Raw genomic sequence first — 21,661 nt, 5'->3', positions numbered from 1 at the left:
GATTAGATGAAGGGCTTAATGGTGCAAGGTACTGCTTCTAGTGTAGGGAAAAGTTTGATATGTACAGCTATTTGCCGACTCCTTGCAAATGAAGGTAAGCAAGTTGCCCCTTTTAAATCACAAAACATGTCAGGTTTAAGTATTCAAACAGAAGATGGGTTGGAAATAAGCGTTTCACAGGCTTTGCAGGCAAGAGCGGCGAACACCTCTTATTTACCCGAAATGAATCCCATATTATTGAAGCCAACAAAAAATATGGAGTCAGATATTATTATTCTAGGTAAAAAGCTGAATACAATGAGCGGCATGCACTACCGGGAGCATTTTTTTGAAAAAGGACAAGAGCTTATCCAAAATAGTTTAAGCAAGCTGTCTGTTTTATATAAGTATTTGATATTAGAAGGGGCAGGCAGTCCTGTGGAAGTAAATTTACGTGATCGAGAATTAGTGAATATGCGAGTGGCAGATATGGCAGATGTTCCAGTTATTTTAGTAGCTAATATTGAATATGGTGGTGTTTTTGCATCTATAGTCGGTACGCTTGCTCTACTGCCAGAGCCACAGAGAGTACGTGTAAATGGGATTATTATAAATAAGTTTCAAGGGGACGTTTCCTTGTTTCAAGACGGAATAAGTTTCATCGAATCTTACACAGGAATAGACGTTTTAGGAGTTATCCCTTATTTTCCAAATGAATTCGAAGAAGAAGATGGCGAAGAGAAAAGCGGGCAAAAGACATCAGATGGACAAATTGATGAATGGGCAAGCCATTTTAAAAAGCATGTGAAATGGGAAAAAATATTAAGCCTTTTAGGGAACGATGTGGCAATAAAATGAAGAGCATTTTGTTAGCACTTCAATTTTTCACCGTCCTTCCAATACATAAAAACCTGCCGATGGAAAAACGATCGATAACAGCAATGTACAGTGTTTTCCCTTGGATAGGAGCTGGCATTGGGGCGATTGCTTGTTTGGTTCTCTATTTTGATTTGAGTACACAAATGACGGCGTTTAGTATTGTACTTCTTGGTATTATGCTTTCAGGTGGTCTCCATATGGACGGATTTATCGATACTTCAGATGCATATTTTTCCTATAAGGATCGACTGAAGCGATTCGAAATACTGGAGGATCCGAGAGTCGGTGCATTTGGTGTGATGGCGGTTGTTTTTTTAGTACTCGGCAAAGTAATTATTGTATCGGAGGTTCTATCGGCCGGATCATTTCATTGGATTTTCGCCCTGCTTATTCCATTTTTCTCAAGAGCAACACTCACAGTACTATTTTCAATAACGGCAAGTGCTAAAACGAGTGGACTTGCTTATTACTTTAAGCAAAAAATGAATGCGAATGTCGTGCTCATTGCAGTAGTGTTTAACTTTTTTATCGGCATTGGTGTATTAGGGTGGATGACCAATTGGATGGTTGCCGTTACTGTCTTCATAGTGTTATTTACTTTTATTTGTATGTTCCGAAATTGGATGTTGAGAAACTTCGGGGGAGTCACAGGGGATTTACTCGGTGCAAGTGTAGAAATGTCGGAGGTGGTACTTTGGCTAACCCTTTTACTGTTACTCTCATAAGGCATTTACCAACCAAAGGAAATCGTGACAAAAAGTATATCGGCTGGACCGACGAACCGATAATTGGCGGTCTGAAAATCAAAAAATTCCCTAATGAAAATAGACAAGTTGTAGGTAGTGATTTGGTGCGCTGCAAGCAAACAGCAGCGGAGGTTTTCGGTGGAACTCCTTATACAGTGAATGCAAATTTTCGGGAATGCTCCTTTGGTGATTGGGAACAAAAAACATATAATGAATTAAAAGAAGATGATTCATACAGAAATTGGCTTAATGATCAGCAGCAATTAGCTCCACCAAATGGAGAGTCATTGGAAGCGTTGGGAAGTCGAGTTTTACAAGCTTTCTTGGAAACAAGTGAAAAGTTTGAGCAACCTATTATCGTTACTCATGGTGGACCTATGCGATTTTTGTTGACCAAGTTTGCAAGTGAAGAAAAGAGTTTTTGGGATTGGGAAGTACTTCATGGAAGTATGTTTACATTGAATTGGCCAGATAAAAAAGCGGTGTTGGAGGGGAAACGATGCACGTCATTTTCGGTGGAGCATTTAATGGAAAGCGAGCTTATGTAGAGCAAAGAGTTCGCGGACGCAATGTGCAATGGCTAGATGTGGAAGCGGATGCGCATGTTTTATTGCCAAATGTAGAAGTGATCGTTGTTACGGGCGCTGAAAAACTGTTAGAACATAAGAGTGTAGAGTTACTCAAGAAAATGGAACAATGGAATGAGCAAACAGAAGTGCTCGTCATTGCAACCGAAATCGGTCGAGGAATTGTGCCGATGGATGCAAATATGCGCAAGCTTCGAGATGATGTTGGTCGGTTTTATCAGCAGCTTTTTACAAAAGCAGATAGTGTGACACGAATTTGGTACGGTATTTCACAAACAATAAAGGGAGATGGACAAATTGAAAATTTACACTAAAACGGGTGACAAAGGACAAACAGGTTTAATCGGGGGAAGAACGGACAAGGACGATATCCGTGTAGAAGCTTACGGAACTATAGATGAATTGAATTCCTTTATCGGAAAAGCAGTCACGGAGCTAGATCCAACAAAATTTGCCGATATTTTAGAGGATTTAGAGACGATTCAGCATGAGCTATTTGACTGTGGTGGTGATTTAGCGAATGTTTCCAATAAACGCGTTTATAAAATGACAGATGAAGCAATTGAAGCTATGGAAAAACGAATCGATGTGCTAGTTGAAGAAGGACCAGTTTTAGAACGATTCATCTTACCGGGGGGAACTCCAGCTGCGGCAACACTTCATATAGCTCGAACAGTTACGAGACGTGCAGAGCGTTTAACGGTGACATTGACGAAAACAGCGGAAGATGTTCCCACTGTAGTACAGCGCTATTTAAACCGCTTATCTGATTATTTATTTGCAGCAGCTCGCGTAGCAAATGTGAGAGAAAATGTTTCAGACGTTGAATACGTGCGCAGTGCAAAAGTGTTTAAAAACGTAGGAAGCGAGAAGAAAGTAGAGGAGTAAAACTTATGAAACTTCGGTTATTAACACTTGCAGCTATGTTTGCAGCACTTTCTGCAATTGGAGCATTCATCAAGATTCCTGTCGGGATCGGAAGTGCAGCCTTAGATACGGTGCCAGCTCTAATTGCAGCATCCTTTTTACCCCCGTTTTATGCGGGAGCAGCATCGTTAATTGGCCACTTATCCTCTTCTTTGTATGCAGGGTTTCCGTTAGGACCATTGCATATAATTATTGCAGCTGAAATGTTTATCATTTTATTCGTTTACACAAAGCTGCATCAAGCAGGGCATCATGTTTGGAAATGGGTATTCTTTATCTTAGCTAATAGTGTGCTTGCAACGCTTCCGTTTTACTGGATTATTTCACCAGAGTTTTTTGTAGCTGCGCTACCGGCTATCACGCTAGCTACTTTTTTGAATGCAGCAATCGCCCTGATTGTCTCACCAGTTGTGACGGGAGTAATGGAACGAGTGAAAACACATGCGTAATGCAGTTTTATTGCCAAATGGACTTGTTTTAACGACAGACAACTCCGCCGGTATCGGAGAAAAAATAGACGATGTAGTTTCAACTCCAGACGAAATAGTTTCCTATTTCGCAGCAAGAGTCGCATTACTAGAGCAATGGGCAGCTGGAGCAACACCACTGTCCATCGTCGTTCATAACTTTTCTGGTGATCAAAGCTGGGTGAAATATGTCGTAGGAATAGAAAAGCTATTTAACGAAATAGGTGTAAAATGTCCCAAACTTACCGGCAGCAGTGAGACAAATATGGAAACGCTGCAATCGGCAATTGCCGTGACAATGATAGGTGAAAAGACTGAAGAAAATATTGCTGAAATTAAGTGGTATGCATATGGCAAACCAAGTGTCGGCGAGGAAGTCATCAAGGAACGTGATAAAATCGCAAACTTGAAAAAAATTAAAGAAGCTATAAATACAGGACTGGTGCATCAAGTCTGGCCAGTAGGATCCAGCGGAATTAAAGGAGAATGCGAACGACTAGGGTTGCATGGCAACTTAGTCGGTTGGGACGTGGAGAAATCTGGCGGACCTGCTACTACAGTTTTACTTGGCGTGGATATTCAGAAAGTAACAGAAGCAAAACTTCATTTTGGCGATTATTTTGAGGCTATCTCTTGAGGAGATAGTTTTTTTTTTGCAGGATAGAAGGTCTCTCGTATAGAAGGTCGTGGCTCTCGAATCGCATGGTATTGCTCTCGGATAAGATGAAATCTCTCTCGTATTGCAGTGACACTCTCGTATAGCTCAATATTTCTCTCGTATAAGTGGTTAACACTCTCGTATAATCATTTGACTTTCACACAAAACGAAGCTTCACACTTTTACTCTCGCTCGTTCGATGTTTACTAGCGGTTGCCCGTTATTTATTCGCTCACAAAATTGAAATACTATCGGTCCGACAATAGTTACTCTCGCTCAGGATTTTTATTCCAAAAACCGCTCGTAATCTAGTGGCTATTTTTTGCTGAAAGAGGTAAAATCAAAAAATTCACATCAATTTGAATAAATAATTGTTGACTGAATGCTCATTCAGTTTTAATATGGAATTACTTATATATTAGTTTATGAATCTAATGTATTATTCTATTCATAATGTCATTTTACAACTCAGAGGGGGAGAAATAAGATGAATCCATTGTTATTCGCAAACTGGTTGCTGTTTATCGCAGTAGTTCTGTATGCTTTAGGATTGTTCGCATATTTGTTGAAAACAAGATATACGTACATCAAACTAGGGAAAAAAGTTGAATTTGAAGATAATGTGAAGGAAAGACTTCGCAAAATTTGGGTGTATGTTTTTGGTCAAAAGAAACTATTAAAAGATAAGAAGAGTGGAGCAATCCACGTTATGTTCTTCTATGGTTTCTTACTTGTCCAAGCAGGAGCAATCGATTTTATTTGGAAAGGGTTAGCGCCAGGATCACATTTGCCACTTGGCCCATTATATCCAGCGTTTACTTTCTTCCAAGAAATTGTTACTTTACTTATTTTGGTTGCAGTTGTATGGGCATTTTACCGTCGATATGTTGAGAAATTAGTTCGCTTAAAACGCGGTTGGAAAAATGGTTTAGTACTTATTTTCCTCAGTGGTTTAATGCTTTCTGTTTTAATCGGTAATGGTATGGGGATGGTTTGGCACGAACATAGTGCTACTTGGTCAGAACCAGTTGCTTCAGCTATCGCAACTATTTTCGGATTTTTACCACCAACCGCAGGAGCAGTTGTTTTCTTTGCGATGTGGTGGGTGCATTTAATAATCTTACTAACATTCTTAGTATATGTACCACAATCAAAACACTTCCACTTAATCACTGGACCAGCAAATGTATACTTCCATCGTTTAGACAAGGTTGGAAGATTACGTCCAATCAATTTCGAAGAAGAGGAAGATGAAGACCCAGAAGCGGAAGAAGAAATGCCTTCGTTCGGTGTTGGTCGAATTCAAGACTTTACGCAAGCACAAATGATCGACTTCTATGCATGTGTAGAATGTGGACGCTGTACGAATATGTGTCCAGCAACTGGAACAGGAAAAATGCTGTCACCAATGGACTTGATCGTGAAACTACGTGATCACTTAACATTTACTGGAGCAGTTGAAACGAAGAAAAAACCATGGGTACCAGCACTAGCTTTCCAAGGGACAAAAGGAAATCAACTTGCGATGGCTGCTGGAGCAGAAGGCGCAGTAATCGAAGATATTTATAGTCCATCTCTTATTGGAGATGTAATTACTGAAGAAGAAATTTGGGCTTGTACAACTTGCCGTAACTGTGAAGACCAATGTCCAGTTATGAACGAGCATGTAGATAAAATTATCGACCTTCGCCGCTACCTTGTAATGACAGAAGGTAAAGTAAACCCAGATGCACAGCGCGCAATGACGAATATTGAGCGTCAAGGAAATCCATGGGGTCTTAACCGTAAAGAAAAAGAAAACTGGAGAGATGCTCGTCCAGAAATTCATATTCCAACAGTGAAAGAAGTTTCAAAAGCTGGAGAAGAGTTTGAATATTTATTCTGGGTTGGTTCGATGGGATCTTTCGACAACCGTTCACAAAAAATTGCTCTATCATTTGCACATTTGATGAACGAAGCGGGAGTTAAATTTGCGATACTTGGCAATAAAGAAAAGAACTCTGGGGACACACCACGTCGCTTAGGAAATGAGTTTTTATTCCAAGAATTAGCTGGTTCAAATATTTCGGAATTTGAAAAAGCAGGGGTAACGAAGATTGTCACGATCGACCCACATGCATATAATATCTTTAAAAATGAATATAGTGATTTTGGATGGAATGGAGTAGTGCTCCACCATACTGAAATGCTATATGACTTGGTACAAGAAGGGCGCTTGAAACCGCAATACGCAGTGGAAGAAACGATTACATTCCACGATTCCTGCTACCTAGGAAGATACAATGATGTATACGATGCACCACGTGAAGTGCTAAAAGCAATTCCTGGAGTGAAGCTAGTAGAAATGGATCGCAATCGCGAAACGGGTATGTGCTGTGGAGCTGGTGGTGGACTAATGTGGATGGAAGAGAATGTTGGAAATCGTGTGAACGTAGCTCGTACAGAACAAGCACTAGAAGTAAATCCAACCGTCATTTCTTCAGGATGTCCATACTGCTTAACAATGTTATCGGATGGTACAAAAGCGAAAGAAGTAGAAGAAACAGTAGGCACATATGATATTGCAGAGCTTTTAGAGAAATCGGTATTCGGAGAATTCATTCCGCCGGTGGAAGAAGAATTGGATTCAGTCGTACAATAATATATTGCAAATAGTCTTATAGTTTCGTAAACTAGTGTTAAATAGCAAGGGAGTAAATTTTTACTCCCTTTTTCTTACTAATAAAGTCGAGCGAGCGTTCAGTCGTTTTTTATTTTTGAATAGTTGAAAGCGCATACAACAAAAGGGGTGTCTACATGACGAAAACAGTTATCTTGGATGGAGCACGAACAGCTTTTGGTAAATTTGGAGGAGCGTTAAGTACTTTAACTGCATCTGATCTTGGTGGAGTAGCAATTAAAGAAGCGCTTAATCGCACAGGTATTGACCCTGAACAAATAGACGAGGTAATTATGGGGACAGTTCTACAGGCGGGGCAAGGACAAATTCCTTCTCGTCAAGCGGCAACTAAAGCAGGAATTCCTTGGTCTGTAAAAACAGAAACGATCAATAAAGTATGTGCCTCCGGAATGCGAAGTGTCACACTTGCCGATCAATTGATCCGATTAGGTGACGAGGAAATTATTGTAGCGGGTGGCATGGAGTCAATGTCCAACGCACCTTACTATTTACCAAAAGGTAGATTTGGTTTGCGCATGGGAGACGCAACTATGGTCGACGGTATGGTTTACGACGGACTATCTTGTTCATTCCATCCAAAAAATGTTCATATGGGAACATACGGTAACTCGACAGCAGAAAAGTTTGAATTATCTCGTGAAAAGCAGGATGCTTGGTCGTTTAGAAGTCATGACCTTGCATTAAAAGCAATTGATAATGGAATTTTAGGAGAAGAAATTGCACCGATCGAAATACCCCAACGAAAAGGTGAACCAATCGTTGTGAATGAAGACGAATCTCCACGTCGCAATACATCACTGGAATCACTAGCAACTCTTAAGCCCGCTTTTGGAAAAGAAGGAACAATTACAGCGGGTAACGCACCTGGGATTAATGATGGAGCATGTGCCATCGTTTTAACAAGTGAGGAAAAGGCAAAATCACTTGGAAAAGAACCGCTTGCATATGTTATTGGACACGCAGAAGTAGCAGTGGAACCTGAAAACTTCCCACAAACACCGGGACTAGTCATTAACAAAATTCTAGAGAAAACAGGAAAGACATTAGAAGATATTGATTTATTTGAAATAAACGAAGCCTTTGCAGCTGTTGCATTAGTGAGCAGCCAATTAGCAGGTCTAGACGAGGATAAAGTAAATGTAAATGGTGGGGCAGTAGCTCTTGGTCATCCAATAGGAGCATCTGGTGCACGTATCATTTTAACGCTTGCATACGAATTGAAGCGCCGCGGTGGAGGGATTGGTATCGCAGCGATTTGTTCTGGCGGTGGTCAGGGAGATGCGATCATGATCGAAGTTCCAAAAACAGGAGGTAGCATTGCATGAATATCCAAAAAGTAATGGTAATTGGCGCAGGGCAGATGGGATCTGGAATTGCTCAAATATGCGCTCAAGCGGGATTTGACGTGAAGCTAAATGATCGCGAACAGCAATTTTACGACCGTGGAATCCAAACAATTACTAAAAACCTTTCTCGGAACGTAGAAAAAGGTCGAATGACGGAAGATGAAAAACAATTAGTGCTAGACAAAATTACGATGTCGCTATCGATTGAGGATGCTAATGATGTGGACATTGTGATTGAGGCAGCTGTCGAAAATATGGAGATCAAACAATCCATCTTCAAACAACTAGACGAAATCGCACCTGCTCACACAATACTTGCGACAAATACATCGTCACTGCCGATAACTGAAATTGCTGCTGCGACAAAGCGTCCAGAGCAAGTAATTGGGATGCACTTCATGAATCCTGTTCCAGTTATGAAGCTAGTAGAAATTATTCGCGGACTCGCTACATCTGATGAAGTTTACACTGCGATTGAAGAAATGACGACGAAACTAAGCAAAGTGCCAGTTGAAGTAAATGACTTTCCTGGATTCGTATCTAACCGCATATTAATGCCGATGATTAACGAAGCAATCTACACGCTTTACGAGGGTGTGGCAACGAAAGAAGCTATTGATGATGTGATGAAAATGGGAATGAACCATCCAATGGGACCGCTTCAGCTAGCGGACTTTATCGGTTTAGACACTTGCCTCTACATTATGGAAATCTTACATGAAGGATTTGGTGACAGTAAGTATCGTCCATGTCCGTTGCTACGTAAATATGTGAAAGCCGGTTGGTTAGGTAAGAAAACAGGTAGAGGATTCTACATCTACGAATAAAAGGGGCACTTAGGATGGAATTGAAATTTACAGAAGAACAATTAATGATGCGCAATATGGTGAGAGATTTTGCAAAAACAGAAATCGAACCATTTATCGAAAAAATGGAGCAAGGGGAGTTCCCACGCGAGATTTTAAAGAAAATGGGAGAGCTCGGTTTAATGGGAATCACCGTTCCAGAGCAGTATGGCGGATCAGAAATGGACTTTACAAGCTATGTAATTGCCATTAATGAACTATCAAAAGTGAGCGCAGTAGTAGGAGTAATACTTTCTGTTCACACTTCAGTTGGAACTAATCCAATTTTATATTTTGGTACAGAGCAACAAAAAAATAAATACGTTCCGAAGCTAGCATCGGGCGAATATTTAGGTGCCTTTTGCTTGACTGAAGCTTCCGCAGGATCAGATGCAGGTGCATTGAAAACAAAAGCTGTCCTAAAAGATGATCACTATGTATTAAACGGCTCCAAGGTTTTTATTACAAATGGTGGTGAGGCAAATGTTTATATTGTTTTTGCATCGACTGACCACTCGCTCGGTTCAAGAGGTATTACGGCATTTATCGTTGAAAAAGATACACCAGGATTTATCGTTGGGAAAGACGAACATAAAATGGGTCTTCATGGTTCTAGAACTGTAGAGCTAACGTTTGAAGACATGAAAATACCATTAGAAAACAGACTTGGCGAAGAAGGAGAAGGCTTTAAAATTGCGATGGCCAACTTAAACACGGGTCGTATCGGTATTGCAACTCAAGCACTCGGTATTGCTGAAGCCGCTTTCGAAGCCGCTGTTGGTTATTCAAAAGAGCGTGTACAATTTGGTAAACCGATCGTAGCAAACCAAGGTGTAGGATTTAAACTAGCAGATATGGGCACAGCTGTGGAAGCTGCTAGATTACTAGTTTACCGTGCTGCAAGTCTACGTGACCAAGGTCTTCCTTGTGGCAAAGAAGCATCGATGGCAAAACTATTTGCCTCAAAAACCGCGGTTGACGTAGCAATTGAAGCAGTGCAAGTATTCGGTGGCTACGGCTATACAGAGGATTATCCAGTAGAACGTTATTTCCGGGATGCGAAAATCACTGAAATTTATGAAGGCACAAGTGAAATTCAACGTATTGTGATTGCCAAACACCTAACGAACTAAAACAAGCATCTTCGTTGTATACAAGAGAGATTCACGGTTATCCGAGAGAAATCACAAGCTATACGAGAGAGATTCTGTTTTATACGAGAGAAAACATGCTCCATCCGAGAGAGACCTTAAGCTATACGAGAGACCCCTCTCGAAGTATCAACAAACAACCAAACTAAAACCAAAAAGGGCGGGAATGACAATGAACTTTCAACTATCAGAAGAACATGAAATGATTCGTAAAATGGTAAGAGACTTTGCAGAAAACGAAGTAGCACCAACAGCCGCTGAACGTGATGAAGAGGAACGCTTTGACCGTGAAATTTTCGACAAGATGGCGGAGCTTGGGCTAACTGGAATTCCTTGGCCGGAAGAGTACGGCGGAATTGGTTCAGATTATCTAGCGTACTGTATCGCAGTAGAAGAGCTTTCGCGCGTTTGTGCTTCAACAGGCGTAACTTTATCTGCACATACTTCACTTGCAGGTTGGCCGATTTTCAAATACGGCAATGAAGAGCAAAAACAAAAATATCTTCGTCCTATGGCAGAAGGAACAAAAATCGGTGGCTATGGTTTAACGGAAGCTGGTTCAGGTTCTGATGCGGGTGGGATGAAAACTACTGCAAAATTAGATGGTGATCATTATGTGTTAAATGGTTCTAAAATCTTTATTACAAACGGTGGTATTGCCGATATTTATGTAGTATTTGCAGTAACAGATCCTGAATCGAAGCATAAAGGCACGAGTGCTTTTATCGTTGAAGCAGATTTCCCTGGATTCTCAGTTGGTAAAAAAGAGAAAAAATTAGGAATCCGCTCTTCTCCAACTACTGAAATTATTTTCGATAATTGCCGCATTCCAAAAGAAAATCTTCTTGGGCAAGAGGGTGAAGGTTTCATTATCGCGATGAAAACATTAGATGGTGGACGAAACGGAATTGCTGCTCAAGCAGTAGGAATTGCACAAGGAGCTTTAGATGCGTCGGTAAATTACGCGAAAGAGCGTGTACAATTTGGTAAGCCAATCGTTGCAAACCAAGGGGTATCATTCAAACTTGCTGATATGGCAACTTCTATAGAAGCTTCTCGTTTGCTTACTTATCAAGCTGCTTGGTTAGAGTCAAATGGACTTTCGTACGGAAAAGAATCAGCTATGGCAAAGTTGATGGCTGGTGATACTGCGATGAAAGTAACAACGGAAGCTGTTCAAGTATTTGGCGGATATGGTTATACGAAAGATTACCCAGTAGAACGTTATATGCGCGATGCAAAAATTACACAAATTTACGAAGGTACACAAGAAATTCAACGGTTAGTTATTTCTCGTATGTTAACGAAGTAAAAGATGACTATGGAAAAGAAACATGAAGTAAAGACATCGGTCAAAGATGAGAATCTTATTGAAAAAAGACGAGATCAAATGATTCGAGCAGCTGTTACTTTATTCAAAGAAAAAGGCTTTCATCGCGCAACTACTAGAGAAATAGCTAAAGAAGCTGGCTTTAGTATTGGGACCTTGTATGAATATATTCGTTCAAAGGAAGACGTACTCTATTTGGTTTGTGACAGTATTTACAATGAAGTGCACAACAGACTGTCTCAAATTATTGCAGAAAACGGAACGATAGGCGAATTAAAAACAGCTATCCGTCACTACTATGGGGTAATCGATGATATGTCAGACGAGTTCGTAGTTATGTATCAAGAATCGAAGTCGCTCCCAAAAGGTGCATTAGAATATGTATTAACGAAAGAATTGGAAATGGTCGATATCTTCCATCAAATAATTATTGGCTGTATTCAAGCAGGGGAACTTGAACTAACGGAGGCCCAGGCACAACTTTACGCACATACATTAGTCGTTCAAGGACAAATGTGGGCGTTCCGAAGATGGGCGCTGCGCAAGGAATATACGATCGAACAATTTACAGAGTTACAAATCGAATTATTACTCGATGGGATGAAATAAAAAACACGTTTGCTAACAAACAAGGGGGAATATCAACATGTCAACGGTAGAAGTATATCGTCCAAAAAACCATGTGCGTTTCGTTACAGCATCGAGCCTTTTCGATGGGCATGATGCATCCATCAATATTATGCGTCGCATCTTACAAGCAAGCGGAGCAGAGGTTATTCATTTAGGGCATAATCGTTCAGTGGAAGAGGTAGTAAATGCGGCAATTCAAGAGGATGTGCAAGGAATCGCCATATCTTCCTATCAAGGAGGGCATGTGGAGTATTTTAAATATATGAAAGATTTACTCGTAGAGCGTGGTGCGCCGCATATTCGTATTTTTGGCGGCGGTGGCGGAGTAATTATTCCAAAAGAGATAAAAGAATTACAGGAATATGGCATTTCCGGCATCTTCTCACCAGAAGACGGTCGTAAATTAGGGTTACAAGGAATGATCAATCAAATCCTAATGGAATGTGATGTGGCAACAGAAGCAAAGGGTGTAAACGAAGAAATTACAAGCGTTACGACAGAAAATCCTGAAGTGCTTGCTCATTTAATCACTGTAGCAGAGGAAGCGCATCAAACACATAGTGACGAAGCGATTCAAATGCTGGAGCAAGCAAAGAAATTATCCAAAGGCACACCGGTGTTAGGTATTACAGGTACTGGTGGAGCAGGAAAAAGCTCGCTCACAGACGAATTAATTCGTCGCTTCCTACAAGAGCTTCCAGATAAAAAGATTGCTGTGCTATCCATTGATCCCACGAAGCAAAAAACAGGTGGAGCACTTCTAGGTGACCGAATTCGAATGAATGCAATATTCAACAAGCGTGTATTTATGCGAAGCTTGGCAACTCGTGGTTCACGTACAGAATTATCAGGAGCACTTGCGGATGTATTAGATGTTGTAAGAGTTGCTGGATATGACATGATTATTGTAGAAACGAGTGGAATCGGACAAGGGGACGCAGAAATTACAAATGTATCGGATGTATCGATGTATGTAATGACTAGCGAGTTCGGAGCACCTTCCCAACTAGAGAAAATTGACATGATTGACTATGCAGATTTAATCGTTATCAATAAATTCGAGCGTAAAGGTTCTGAGGACGCCCTTCGCCAAGTGCAAAAGCAGTATCAACGAAGCCGCGAGTTATGGCATGATGATTTAGATACAATGCCTGTATATGGAACAATTGCTAGTCAATTTAATGATAAAGGAACGAATTCATTATTTGCAGCACTTATTGCTACATTAAACGAGAAGACAGGATCCACTTGGGAAACCTCCTACGATCAATTTGTGAAAACGCAAAAACAAAACGTCATTATTCCTAACGATCGCCGCTACTACTTACGTGAAATTACAGATGCTGTTCGTGGTTACCATCACAAGTCGGAAGAACAGGTAGGCTTTGCTAGAAGACTATTCCAGCTAGAAGGTGCAATTGAACAGGTGAAGGAAAAAGCGTCAGACGACGTACTGGTTCAATCTCTCGAATCATTAGCTAAAGGTGTTCGAGATGAACTGACTGCAGAATCTAAACGTATTCTAGAAAACTGGGCAGCTTTAAAGGAAGCATACGCTGGGGACGAATTCATCACAAAGATTCGTGATAAAGAGATTCGCACCATTTTACGTACAGAAAGTTTATCAGGACTAAAAATACCGAAAATAGTGCTACCTAAATTCGTAGATTATGGAGAGATTTTACGTTGGGTGTATAAAGAGAATGTTCCAGGTTCATTCCCTTATACGGCAGGTGTATTTCCGTTCAAGCGAGAAGGGGAAGATCCAAAACGTCAATTTGCTGGAGAGGGGACTCCTGAGCGCACAAATCGTCGCTTCCATTATTTATCGAAGGATGACGATGCAAAACGCTTATCCACTGCATTTGACTCAGTGACATTATACGGAGAAGACCCTGATCATCGTCCTGATATTTACGGAAAAGTCGGGGAATCTGGTGTAAGCATTTGTACATTAGAAGATATGAAAAAGCTATATGACGGGTTTGACCTATGCGCACCTTCCACTTCGGTTTCGATGACGATCAATGGACCTGCTCCAATTATTCTTGCGATGTTTATGAATACGGCAATTGATCAGCAAGTGCGTCTAAAGGAAGAAGAGCTGGGGCGAACGCTAACTGTAGAGGAATTTACAGATGTTAAAGCTACTACATTACAGGTCGTTCGAGGAACTGTTCAAGCGGATATATTGAAAGAGGACCAGGGTCAAAATACATGTATCTTCTCTACAGAATTTGCCCTTCGTATGATGGGGGATATACAGCAGTATTTTATTGACCAAAAGGTTCGTAATTATTATTCAGTATCTATTTCGGGTTATCATATTGCAGAAGCAGGAGCGAATCCAATTTCGCAGCTGGCATTCACACTTGCGAATGGCTTTACTTATGTGGAGTACTATTTAAGCCGCGGTATGCATATTGATGACTTTGCACCGAATTTATCGTTCTTCTTCTCGAATGGATTGGACCCAGAGTATACAGTTATTGGTCGCGTTGCTCGTCGTATATGGGCAGTTGTTATGTGCGATAAATATGGTGCAAATGAACGCAGTCAAAAACTGAAATACCATGTTCAAACATCAGGCAGAAGCTTACATGCACAAGAAATTGACTTTAACGATATCCGTACAACTTTACAAGCATTAATGGCTTTACAGGATAACTGTAACTCTCTGCATACGAATGCTTATGATGAGGCTATTACCACTCCTACAGAGGAATCAGTGCGCCGCGCAATGGCGATTCAAATGATTATTACGAAGGAACATGGCTTATCAAAAAATGAAAATCCATTGCAAGGTGCTTTCATCGTCGAAGAATTGACGGACCTAGTAGAAGAAGCAGTGCTATCCGAATTCGATCGTATTAATGATCGTGGTGGCGTGCTTGGGGCAATGGAAACACAATATCAACGTGGTAAAATTCAAGAAGAATCTATGCATTATGAGATGAAAAAACATACAGGCGAGCTTCCTATTATCGGGGTGAATACTTACTTAAATCCTAATCCTGCTTCTGAAGAGGACATTAATAATATGGAAATTGCACGCGCAACAAAAGAAGAAAAAGAAACGCAAATAACGAATCTAAGAAATTTCCAACAAAAAAACGAAGCTGAGACCGAAAAAGCTCTTGCTCGTTTGAAGCAAGTTGCTGTTACAGGTGGCAACATTTTTGAGGAGTTAATGACAACTGTACAAAAAGCAAGTCTTGGTCAAATTACCCATGCATTGTATGAAGTAGGCGGACAATACCGTCGAAATATGTAAACAATCGTTACAGGAAAATAAAGTTTAGTGTTCTGATGAATATTGGAACACTTTTTTCCTGTTTTTTTGTATAATATACCTAGTATGTAGTAAAGGAGAATTTGGATGAGAAAACCTGTTCATTTCATGGTCATAGTAATTCTCTTACTACTAACTATTTTCTTATATAACAAACAACTTGCATCTATTCCACTGCTTTTAATATCATTTTATTTGTTTGTCATTGTAGGAGCTAAAATTTCTCTTTTCAAAAAGAATAAATGAATGTAGCATATAACATACTTGTGTGTATATAATGAAAAGTATGCAGACGAACATAGAAAGGACGTGCACGATTTGAAATTTCGTGAAATGACAACAGTACAACTACAAGAAGAATCGTTAATCGACTTAGCATTTGCGATTTTAGAAGATAAAAAAAACTCATTAACTTTAAAAGAACTATTTGATGAGATTCAACATTATAACGGTCTTACTGATGAGGAAATGGCTTCACGCAAACCTCAATTCTATACAGATATGAATATTGACGGACGCTTTTTGGCTATTGCAGAAAACCAATGGGGCCTAAGAGAATGGTATCCTGTAGAACAAATTGAAGAAGAATCTGCTCCTACTGTTAAGGTTCGTAAAAAGAAAGATAAAGTAATAGACGATGATTTAGAAGATTTAGATGAGGACGAAATCATCTTCGAAGAAGAATTCGATGAGTTTGTTGAAGATGACGACGATGACGAAGATGAAGACGACGAGCCAGTAATCGAATTTGTCGAAGAAGAGATTGATGAAGTGATTGAAGAAGACTTAATCGATGAAGACGATGATGAATTTGAATTGGATGAGGATTTAGACGAGGAAGACGAAGAATAATTCTTGACTTATCCATTTAAACGCTATAAGATACTATTGGGCTCTTTTTGAAGAGACATTACTCATGTGCATATGCGCTCCCCTGCAGTGAAGCAGGCGGAGCGTTTTTTTGTTTTTGCTCTACTCTTATTTTATTTCATTCTTTTACGCATACTAAAATAAGACAATGTTCCCGCTTGGATATTGCGGCGAACGAACTAGATATTATATTAGGAGGAACACAAGATGACTAAATTTATATTTGTTACTGGTGGGGTTGTATCTTCACTTGGTAAAGGGATTACGGCTGCATCACTTGGTCGTTTATTGAAAAATAGAGGACTAAACGTAACGATCCAAAAATTCGATCCTTACATCAACTTAGACCCTGGGACAATGAGTCCATATCAACACGGAGAGGTTTTCGTAACAGATGATGGAGCAGAAACAGATTTAGATTTAGGTCACTACGAGCGTTTTATCGACATCAACTTGAACAAATACTCAAATATTACAACTGGTAAAGTCTACTCGTCAGTACTTAGAAAAGAGCGTCGCGGCGATTATAATGGTGGAACAGTTCAAGTCATTCCACATATTACAAATGAAATCAAAGATCGTTTATTTTTAGCTGCAAAAGAAACACATGCAGATATTGTTATTACGGAAATCGGTGGAACAGTAGGGGATATTGAGTCTCTTCCTTTCCTAGAAACGATCCGTCAAATGAAACGTGATGTTGGTAGCGATAACGTAATGTATATTCACTGTACTTTAGTGCCATTCATAAATGCTGCAGGAGAAATGAAAACAAAACCAACACAGCACAGTGTTAAAGAGTTGCGTAGCCTAGGTATTCAACCAAACGTAATTGTACTTCGTTCGGAAATGCCAGTTCCTCAAGATATGAAAGATAAAATTGGGCTTTTCTGCGATATTAAACCAGAAGAAGTAATTGAATGTATTGATGCGGATTCTTTATATGAAATTCCGTTGAATTTACAAGCTCAACATTTGGACCAAATTGTTGTAGATCATTTCAAACTTCAATCACCTGAAGCCGATATGACAGACTGGAAAGCATTAGTAGACCAAGTAAAATCCTTATCGAAAAAAGTTCGTATTGGTTTAGTTGGTAAATACGTAGAGCTTCAAGATGCATACATTTCTGTAGTAGAAGCGATGAAACATGCAGGCTATAAATTTGATGCAGACGTAGAAGTGAAATGGGTGAATGCAGAGGAAGTAAGTGATGCTAACGTTGCAGAAATCCTCGGAGATGTAGATGGAATCCTTGTTCCTGGTGGATTTGGAGACCGTGGAGTAGAAGGGAAAATCGCTGCTACTAAATTTGCACGCGAAAACAATGTACCATTCTTAGGTATTTGTTTAGGTATGCAATTAGCAACAGTAGAATTTGCTCGTTCAATTCTAGAACTTCAAGGAGCTCATTCTACAGAGTTAGATCCAACAACTCCACATTCAATTATCGATTTATTGCCAGAGCAAAAAGATGTGGAGGACCTTGGCGGAACACTTCGTTTAGGATTATATCCATGTAAACTAACACCAGGTTCAAAAGCTCACCAAGCATACGGAGAAGAACTTGTGTACGAACGTCACCGTCACCGTTACGAGTTCAACAACGAATACCGTGAGCAATTCGAAGCAGCAGGATTTGTGTTCTCTGGTACAAGCCCAGATGGTCGTCTTATCGAAATCATCGAGCTACCAGATCACCCATTCTTCGTAGCTTCCCAGTTCCACCCGGAATTTGTGTCACGTCCACAACGTCCACAACCGTTGTTCCGCGACTTCATTAAAGCATCCGTTGGTGAATAAAAAAGTGGAAGCGCCTAATTAGTGAAGTCAGTCTAAATTCGCGCACTACTTTCACATACTTTACGGATAAAAAAGAGGATTACTCATGAGATTTAGCATGAGTAATCCTTCTTTTTTTTACATACTCAATTAATTGGCTACCAGATTAAGTATATTCAACACGGATGTGCGCTACCGCACGGTACAAGTTCACTTACTAAAATCATGAAATATATACGTAATTGCAGTAGGATTGCAAAAGATAGGAGAGTTCTAAATGAATTTATGCTTTTCGTAATAATCGTGTTTATAATACAAGCTCTGTTCAATTTCTAATATAAAATCTACTTATTATTTGATTGGAGTGAAAGGTGGCGACTCCAGCGGGAATAGCAGTCAAGCTGAGACCCCGCAGACTTGCACAAGCAAGGCGAGGAGGCTTAGCGACTGCCCGCGGAAAGCGTCCACCTGAAACGAAAATCATCAGTATATATTACCTACAACTAATATCGTAGAAAAGAAGCATTACTTGCTTTCAATAGCCGTTTACTTTCGTTAAACAAGTAAATACTTACTCTCATTCTGTAATACTTGCGTTCAGTAAAATTTTACTTGCGCTGAAGAGCTAAACACTCACAAAATAAAAAAACTAGCCAAAAAAACCTAACAAAAAAACAGTCTAAAGATTAGATATTACCCTTAGACTGTTTTTCATAAATTATTCACCAACAAGCATTTCATTCAACTTCATTTTCACTGCTTCATACACATACAGTCCAGCTAAAGCATGGGGAAGCACAATACGTGTTCCATCTTCTGCTGGAAGGAGCCCTTTAGTGAGTTTTGTGGAAATGTATGTATAAGCAAGTTCAGCTAGCAAATTGTCATCGCCACCTGGTTCGGCTGCTAAAGCACTAAAAGGAATAAACTCGTCATTCAATTTTTTAGCTAAGTCCAGTGCATCTTCGTCGTTACAGGAACGAGTTAGAATCCAAACACGATCAGCACTAGTCAGTTCGATTTCGGGTGACCAAGCCTGCATAGATGGGAAAGGTTCCGCAGCAAACTGTCCATTAATTGAAATACTTTTCATTTCTCCGAAAGTAGCGAAAAAAACTGTCCCTACTCGGGCAGCCGCTTGTGCGAGTAAACGAGCAGTTTCCTCAATATTTTCTTCCTCTGCACTTGCGATTCGTTGTAATAATCCAGAAAGTTGAGTAGTTAACATTTTCATCGAAATTCACCTCCTGTTCATTATATAGCAAAGTTCTCCTTTTAAAAAACATATCTTCATGGGTAATAAATCCAATTAAAATGGAAAAATATATTAAAAAAAGAGGGATTACCATAACAAATATCGTATAATACAAATAGGGATTAATAAAGAAGGGGTTTGCTTGTGATGAAACATATCTTAATAGTGGATGATCAGTTAGGTATTAGGTTGTTATTAAAAGAGTTGTTTACTCAAGAAGGGTATAATGTCAGTTTAGCTGCAAATGGGTATGAGGCGTTAGAACTTATCAATGAGCACAATATCGATGGAGTTTTACTCGATATGAAAATCCCCGGGATGGATGGAATTCAAATTTTAAAGCGTATAAAAGAACAATGGAGTGAGCTCCCGGTCATGATGATGACAGCTTACGGAGAGTTAAATTTCATAGAAGAAGCAAAGAAATTAGGTGCCTCACTTTATTTCACTAAGCCATTTGATGTATTTGAACTTAGAGATTCTGTGAATAATCTCCTGAAATGAGATGGAACAGCAGGCAGTGGAAAACATCGCCTGTTTTTGTTATGATGAAGAAGAAAAGTAGAAGTTCCATTTTTTGTGGAATAGAAAAGATAATTGTGGAGTAAAAGCAAATAGAGGAGGTCCATATCAATGGCTTTAGTTTCGATGAAAGAAATGCTGGAAAAAGGAAAAAAAGAAGGGTATGCAGTAGGACAATTTAACATTAACAATTTAGAGTTCACACAAGCTATCCTACTAGCAGCTGAAGAAGAAAAATCACCAGTTATTTTAGGTGTATCCGAAGGTGCAGCAAAATATATGGGTGGCTTCGTAGCAGTAGTATATATGGTAAAAGGATTAATCGAATCTTATAAAATTTCCGTACCAGTAGCAATTCATTTAGATCATGGATCTAGCTTTGAAAAATGTAAAGAAGCAATTGATGCTGGTTTCACTTCTGTCATGATTGATGCTTCTCATCATCCATTTGAAGAAAACGTTGAAATTACAACTAAAGTTGTCGAATATGCACATGCCCACAACGTATCTGTAGAAGCTGAACTGGGAACAGTTGGTGGACAAGAGGATGACGTTATTGCGGATGGAGTTATATACGCGGACCCTGCTGAATGCGCAGAGCTTGTGAAACGCACAGCAATTGATTGTTTAGCTCCTGCTTTAGGTTCTGTTCATGGACCATATAAAGGAGAACCAAATTTAGGTTTCAAAGAAATGGAAGAAATCTCTAAACTTGCAGACCTTCCTCTAGTTTTACATGGTGGAACTGGTATTCCAACACATGATATTACACGCGCAATTTCTCTTGGAACTGCGAAGATCAATGTGAATACAGAAAACCAAATTGCTGCAACAAAAGCGATTCGTGATTTCCTAGCTTCAGATGCAGAGCAATACGATCCACGTAAATATTTGACACCTGCACGCGATGCGATTAAAGCAACAGTAATCGGCAAAATGCGTGAGTTTGGAAGTTCAAACAAAGCTTAATAATAAATTAGAAAAATAGCTACAGGGGAGAAGTGTTCAAAGGAACCTTCTCCTGTTTTTCCATCATGAGGAGGATATTAATCATATGAAATTTTTTATCGATACTGCCAATTTTGAAGAAATTAAAGAAGCACACGCTTGGGGGATTCTATCAGGAGTAACAACGAATCCATCACTAGTAGCAAAAGAAAATATCTCATTCCACGATCGCCTGCGTGAAATTACTGCATTAGTAGACGGGTCGGTTAGTGCAGAAGTAATTGCATTAGATGCAGAAGGTATGATTAAAGAAGGTAGAGAACTTGCTGCCATTGCACCGAATATTACTGTAAAACTACCAATGACTCCAGAGGGTCTTAAAGCTTGTTCAGTATTCCGTTCAGAAGGTATTAAAACGAATGTAACACTTATTTTCAGTGCTAACCAAGCATTGCTAGCAGCACGAGCTGGGGCAACCTACGTATCGCCATTTTTAGGTCGCTTAGACGATATCGGACATGATGGTATGGAATTAATTGCTAAGATTGCACAAATCTTTGATATTCATAACATTGATACTGAAATTATTGCGGCATCTATTAGACATCCTCAACATATTACCGATGCAGCTCTAAACGGCGCACATATTTCAACAACACCTTTTAAAGTACTTCAACAACTATTTAATCATCCTTTAACAGACAAAGGGATTGAAGGATTTCTAGCGGATTGGAACAATCGTAAAAGCGAGTAACAAGACGAGGGAG

General features: G+C 39.7%; 21 protein-coding genes. 20 read left to right on the top strand and 1 reads right to left on the bottom strand.

Annotation, left to right across the window (positions count from 1 at the left end; all coding sequences use genetic code 11):
* The first annotated feature begins 6 nt into the window (after nucleotides 1-6).
* The 17 genes from BLR36_RS08630 to BLR36_RS08555 all read left to right on the top strand — a co-directional run bounded on the left by BLR36_RS08630 (nucleotide 7) and on the right by BLR36_RS08555 (nucleotide 18,190).
* The gene (locus tag BLR36_RS08630) at nucleotides 7-837 is read left to right on the top strand and encodes a cobyric acid synthase (RefSeq protein WP_093061347.1); all 831 of its coding nucleotides are present in this window, start codon (nucleotides 7-9) and stop codon (nucleotides 835-837) included.
* Nucleotides 834-1,583: an adenosylcobinamide-GDP ribazoletransferase gene (gene cobS, locus BLR36_RS08625; RefSeq protein WP_175454023.1), complete on the top strand. Its 750-nt coding sequence runs from the start codon at nucleotides 834-836 to the stop codon at nucleotides 1,581-1,583. The genes BLR36_RS08630 and cobS overlap by 4 nt, the downstream gene beginning before the upstream one ends.
* Nucleotides 1,553-2,152: a histidine phosphatase family protein gene (locus tag BLR36_RS08620; RefSeq protein WP_093061345.1), complete on the top strand. Its 600-nt coding sequence runs from the start codon at nucleotides 1,553-1,555 to the stop codon at nucleotides 2,150-2,152. The genes cobS and BLR36_RS08620 overlap by 31 nt, the downstream gene beginning before the upstream one ends.
* Nucleotides 2,104-2,505, top strand: a complete 402-nt coding sequence (locus tag BLR36_RS08615; protein ID WP_093061344.1) for a bifunctional adenosylcobinamide kinase/adenosylcobinamide-phosphate guanylyltransferase — start codon at nucleotides 2,104-2,106, stop codon at nucleotides 2,503-2,505. The genes BLR36_RS08620 and BLR36_RS08615 overlap by 49 nt, the downstream gene beginning before the upstream one ends.
* Nucleotides 2,489-3,079: a cob(I)yrinic acid a,c-diamide adenosyltransferase gene (locus BLR36_RS08610; protein ID WP_093061343.1), complete on the top strand. Its 591-nt coding sequence runs from the start codon at nucleotides 2,489-2,491 to the stop codon at nucleotides 3,077-3,079. Before BLR36_RS08615 ends, BLR36_RS08610 begins: the two co-directional genes overlap by 17 nt.
* Before the next feature lie 5 nt (nucleotides 3,080-3,084).
* A complete protein-coding gene (locus tag BLR36_RS08605; protein ID WP_093061342.1) occupies nucleotides 3,085-3,567 on the top strand; it encodes an ECF transporter S component in 483 nt (160 codons plus the stop codon).
* Nucleotides 3,560-4,222, top strand: a complete 663-nt coding sequence (locus BLR36_RS08600) for a hypothetical protein (RefSeq protein ID WP_093061341.1) — start codon at nucleotides 3,560-3,562, stop codon at nucleotides 4,220-4,222. The genes BLR36_RS08605 and BLR36_RS08600 overlap by 8 nt, the downstream gene beginning before the upstream one ends.
* Nucleotides 4,223-4,730: 508 nt before the next feature.
* Nucleotides 4,731-6,884, top strand: a complete 2,154-nt coding sequence (locus tag BLR36_RS08595; protein WP_093061340.1) for a (Fe-S)-binding protein — start codon at nucleotides 4,731-4,733, stop codon at nucleotides 6,882-6,884.
* 155 nt (nucleotides 6,885-7,039) lie between these two features.
* Entirely contained in the window at nucleotides 7,040-8,248 is a 1,209-nt protein-coding gene (locus BLR36_RS08590; RefSeq protein ID WP_093061339.1) for an acetyl-CoA C-acetyltransferase, read from the top strand.
* Nucleotides 8,245-9,096, top strand: a complete 852-nt coding sequence (locus BLR36_RS08585; protein WP_093061338.1) for a 3-hydroxybutyryl-CoA dehydrogenase — start codon at nucleotides 8,245-8,247, stop codon at nucleotides 9,094-9,096. Before BLR36_RS08590 ends, BLR36_RS08585 begins: the two co-directional genes overlap by 4 nt.
* Before the next feature lie 14 nt (nucleotides 9,097-9,110).
* Entirely contained in the window at nucleotides 9,111-10,247 is a 1,137-nt protein-coding gene (locus BLR36_RS08580; protein ID WP_093061337.1) for an acyl-CoA dehydrogenase, read from the top strand.
* A 190-nt stretch (nucleotides 10,248-10,437) separates the two neighbouring features.
* Complete coding sequence (locus tag BLR36_RS08575) at nucleotides 10,438-11,577, top strand: acyl-CoA dehydrogenase (RefSeq protein ID WP_093061533.1); 1,140 nt, start codon at nucleotides 10,438-10,440, stop codon at nucleotides 11,575-11,577.
* A 9-nt stretch (nucleotides 11,578-11,586) separates the two neighbouring features.
* On the top strand, nucleotides 11,587-12,204 hold the full coding sequence (locus tag BLR36_RS08570) for a TetR/AcrR family transcriptional regulator (protein WP_093061532.1): 618 nt from the start codon (nucleotides 11,587-11,589) through the stop codon (nucleotides 12,202-12,204).
* 37 nt (nucleotides 12,205-12,241) lie between these two features.
* A complete protein-coding gene (icmF, locus tag BLR36_RS08565) occupies nucleotides 12,242-15,499 on the top strand; it encodes a fused isobutyryl-CoA mutase/GTPase IcmF (RefSeq protein WP_093061336.1) in 3,258 nt (1,085 codons plus the stop codon).
* A 105-nt stretch (nucleotides 15,500-15,604) separates the two neighbouring features.
* A complete protein-coding gene (locus BLR36_RS18795) occupies nucleotides 15,605-15,763 on the top strand; it encodes a hypothetical protein (RefSeq protein WP_175454022.1) in 159 nt (52 codons plus the stop codon).
* Between the two features lie 72 nt (nucleotides 15,764-15,835).
* A complete protein-coding gene (gene rpoE / locus BLR36_RS08560) occupies nucleotides 15,836-16,369 on the top strand; it encodes a DNA-directed RNA polymerase subunit delta (protein ID WP_175454021.1) in 534 nt (177 codons plus the stop codon).
* 225 nt (nucleotides 16,370-16,594) lie between these two features.
* Complete coding sequence (locus tag BLR36_RS08555) at nucleotides 16,595-18,190, top strand: CTP synthase (protein ID WP_093061335.1); 1,596 nt, start codon at nucleotides 16,595-16,597, stop codon at nucleotides 18,188-18,190.
* Between the two features lie 697 nt (nucleotides 18,191-18,887).
* Here the strand turns inward: BLR36_RS08555 and BLR36_RS08550 are convergent.
* Complete coding sequence (locus BLR36_RS08550) at nucleotides 18,888-19,403, bottom strand: DUF2529 family protein (RefSeq protein WP_093061334.1); 516 nt, start codon at nucleotides 19,401-19,403, stop codon at nucleotides 18,888-18,890.
* Nucleotides 19,404-19,571: 168 nt separating this feature from the next.
* Here BLR36_RS08550 and BLR36_RS08545 point away from each other — a divergent pair, with 168 nt between their 5' ends.
* From BLR36_RS08545 to fsa, 3 genes are all read left to right on the top strand, one after another.
* Nucleotides 19,572-19,928, top strand: coding sequence for a response regulator (locus BLR36_RS08545; RefSeq protein WP_093061333.1), 357 nt, complete (start codon nucleotides 19,572-19,574; stop codon nucleotides 19,926-19,928).
* A gap of 129 nt (nucleotides 19,929-20,057) precedes the next feature.
* Entirely contained in the window at nucleotides 20,058-20,915 is an 858-nt protein-coding gene (locus BLR36_RS08540; protein ID WP_093061332.1) for a class II fructose-bisphosphate aldolase, read from the top strand.
* A gap of 85 nt (nucleotides 20,916-21,000) precedes the next feature.
* The gene (gene fsa, locus BLR36_RS08535) at nucleotides 21,001-21,648 is read left to right on the top strand and encodes a fructose-6-phosphate aldolase (protein ID WP_093061331.1); all 648 of its coding nucleotides are present in this window, start codon (nucleotides 21,001-21,003) and stop codon (nucleotides 21,646-21,648) included.
* Nucleotides 21,649-21,661 lie beyond the last annotated feature (13 nt).

Origin of the sequence: Psychrobacillus sp. OK028 (assembly GCF_900103605.1) — a bacterium.
GTDB lineage: Bacteria > Bacillota > Bacilli > Bacillales_A > Planococcaceae > Psychrobacillus.
Note: the sequence above shows the minus strand (reverse complement) of the source record. Positions and strands in the feature narration are given on the sequence as shown.

Excerpts from the sequence above, each read along its gene's own strand:
- BLR36_RS08630 (WP_093061347.1), top strand. The coding sequence starts at position 7 with ATGAAGGGCTTAATGGTGCAAGGTACTGCTTCTAGTGTAGGGAAAAGT.
- cobS (WP_175454023.1), top strand. The coding sequence starts at position 834 with ATGAAGAGCATTTTGTTAGCACTTCAATTTTTCACCGTCCTTCCAATA.
- BLR36_RS08615 (WP_093061344.1), top strand. The coding sequence starts at position 2,104 with ATGCACGTCATTTTCGGTGGAGCATTTAATGGAAAGCGAGCTTATGTA.
- BLR36_RS08605 (WP_093061342.1), top strand. The coding sequence starts at position 3,085 with ATGAAACTTCGGTTATTAACACTTGCAGCTATGTTTGCAGCACTTTCT.
- BLR36_RS08600 (WP_093061341.1), top strand. The coding sequence starts at position 3,560 with ATGCGTAATGCAGTTTTATTGCCAAATGGACTTGTTTTAACGACAGAC.
- BLR36_RS08595 (WP_093061340.1), top strand. The coding sequence starts at position 4,731 with ATGAATCCATTGTTATTCGCAAACTGGTTGCTGTTTATCGCAGTAGTT.
- BLR36_RS08590 (WP_093061339.1), top strand. The coding sequence starts at position 7,040 with ATGACGAAAACAGTTATCTTGGATGGAGCACGAACAGCTTTTGGTAAA.
- BLR36_RS08585 (WP_093061338.1), top strand. The coding sequence starts at position 8,245 with ATGAATATCCAAAAAGTAATGGTAATTGGCGCAGGGCAGATGGGATCT.
- BLR36_RS08580 (WP_093061337.1), top strand. The coding sequence starts at position 9,111 with ATGGAATTGAAATTTACAGAAGAACAATTAATGATGCGCAATATGGTG.
- BLR36_RS08575 (WP_093061533.1), top strand. The coding sequence starts at position 10,438 with ATGAACTTTCAACTATCAGAAGAACATGAAATGATTCGTAAAATGGTA.
- BLR36_RS08570 (WP_093061532.1), top strand. The coding sequence starts at position 11,587 with ATGGAAAAGAAACATGAAGTAAAGACATCGGTCAAAGATGAGAATCTT.
- icmF (WP_093061336.1), top strand. The coding sequence starts at position 12,242 with ATGTCAACGGTAGAAGTATATCGTCCAAAAAACCATGTGCGTTTCGTT.
- BLR36_RS18795 (WP_175454022.1), top strand. The coding sequence starts at position 15,605 with ATGAGAAAACCTGTTCATTTCATGGTCATAGTAATTCTCTTACTACTA.
- BLR36_RS08555 (WP_093061335.1), top strand. The coding sequence starts at position 16,595 with ATGACTAAATTTATATTTGTTACTGGTGGGGTTGTATCTTCACTTGGT.
- BLR36_RS08550 (WP_093061334.1), bottom strand. The coding sequence starts at position 19,403 with ATGAAAATGTTAACTACTCAACTTTCTGGATTATTACAACGAATCGCA.
- BLR36_RS08545 (WP_093061333.1), top strand. The coding sequence starts at position 19,572 with ATGAAACATATCTTAATAGTGGATGATCAGTTAGGTATTAGGTTGTTA.
- BLR36_RS08540 (WP_093061332.1), top strand. The coding sequence starts at position 20,058 with ATGGCTTTAGTTTCGATGAAAGAAATGCTGGAAAAAGGAAAAAAAGAA.
- fsa (WP_093061331.1), top strand. The coding sequence starts at position 21,001 with ATGAAATTTTTTATCGATACTGCCAATTTTGAAGAAATTAAAGAAGCA.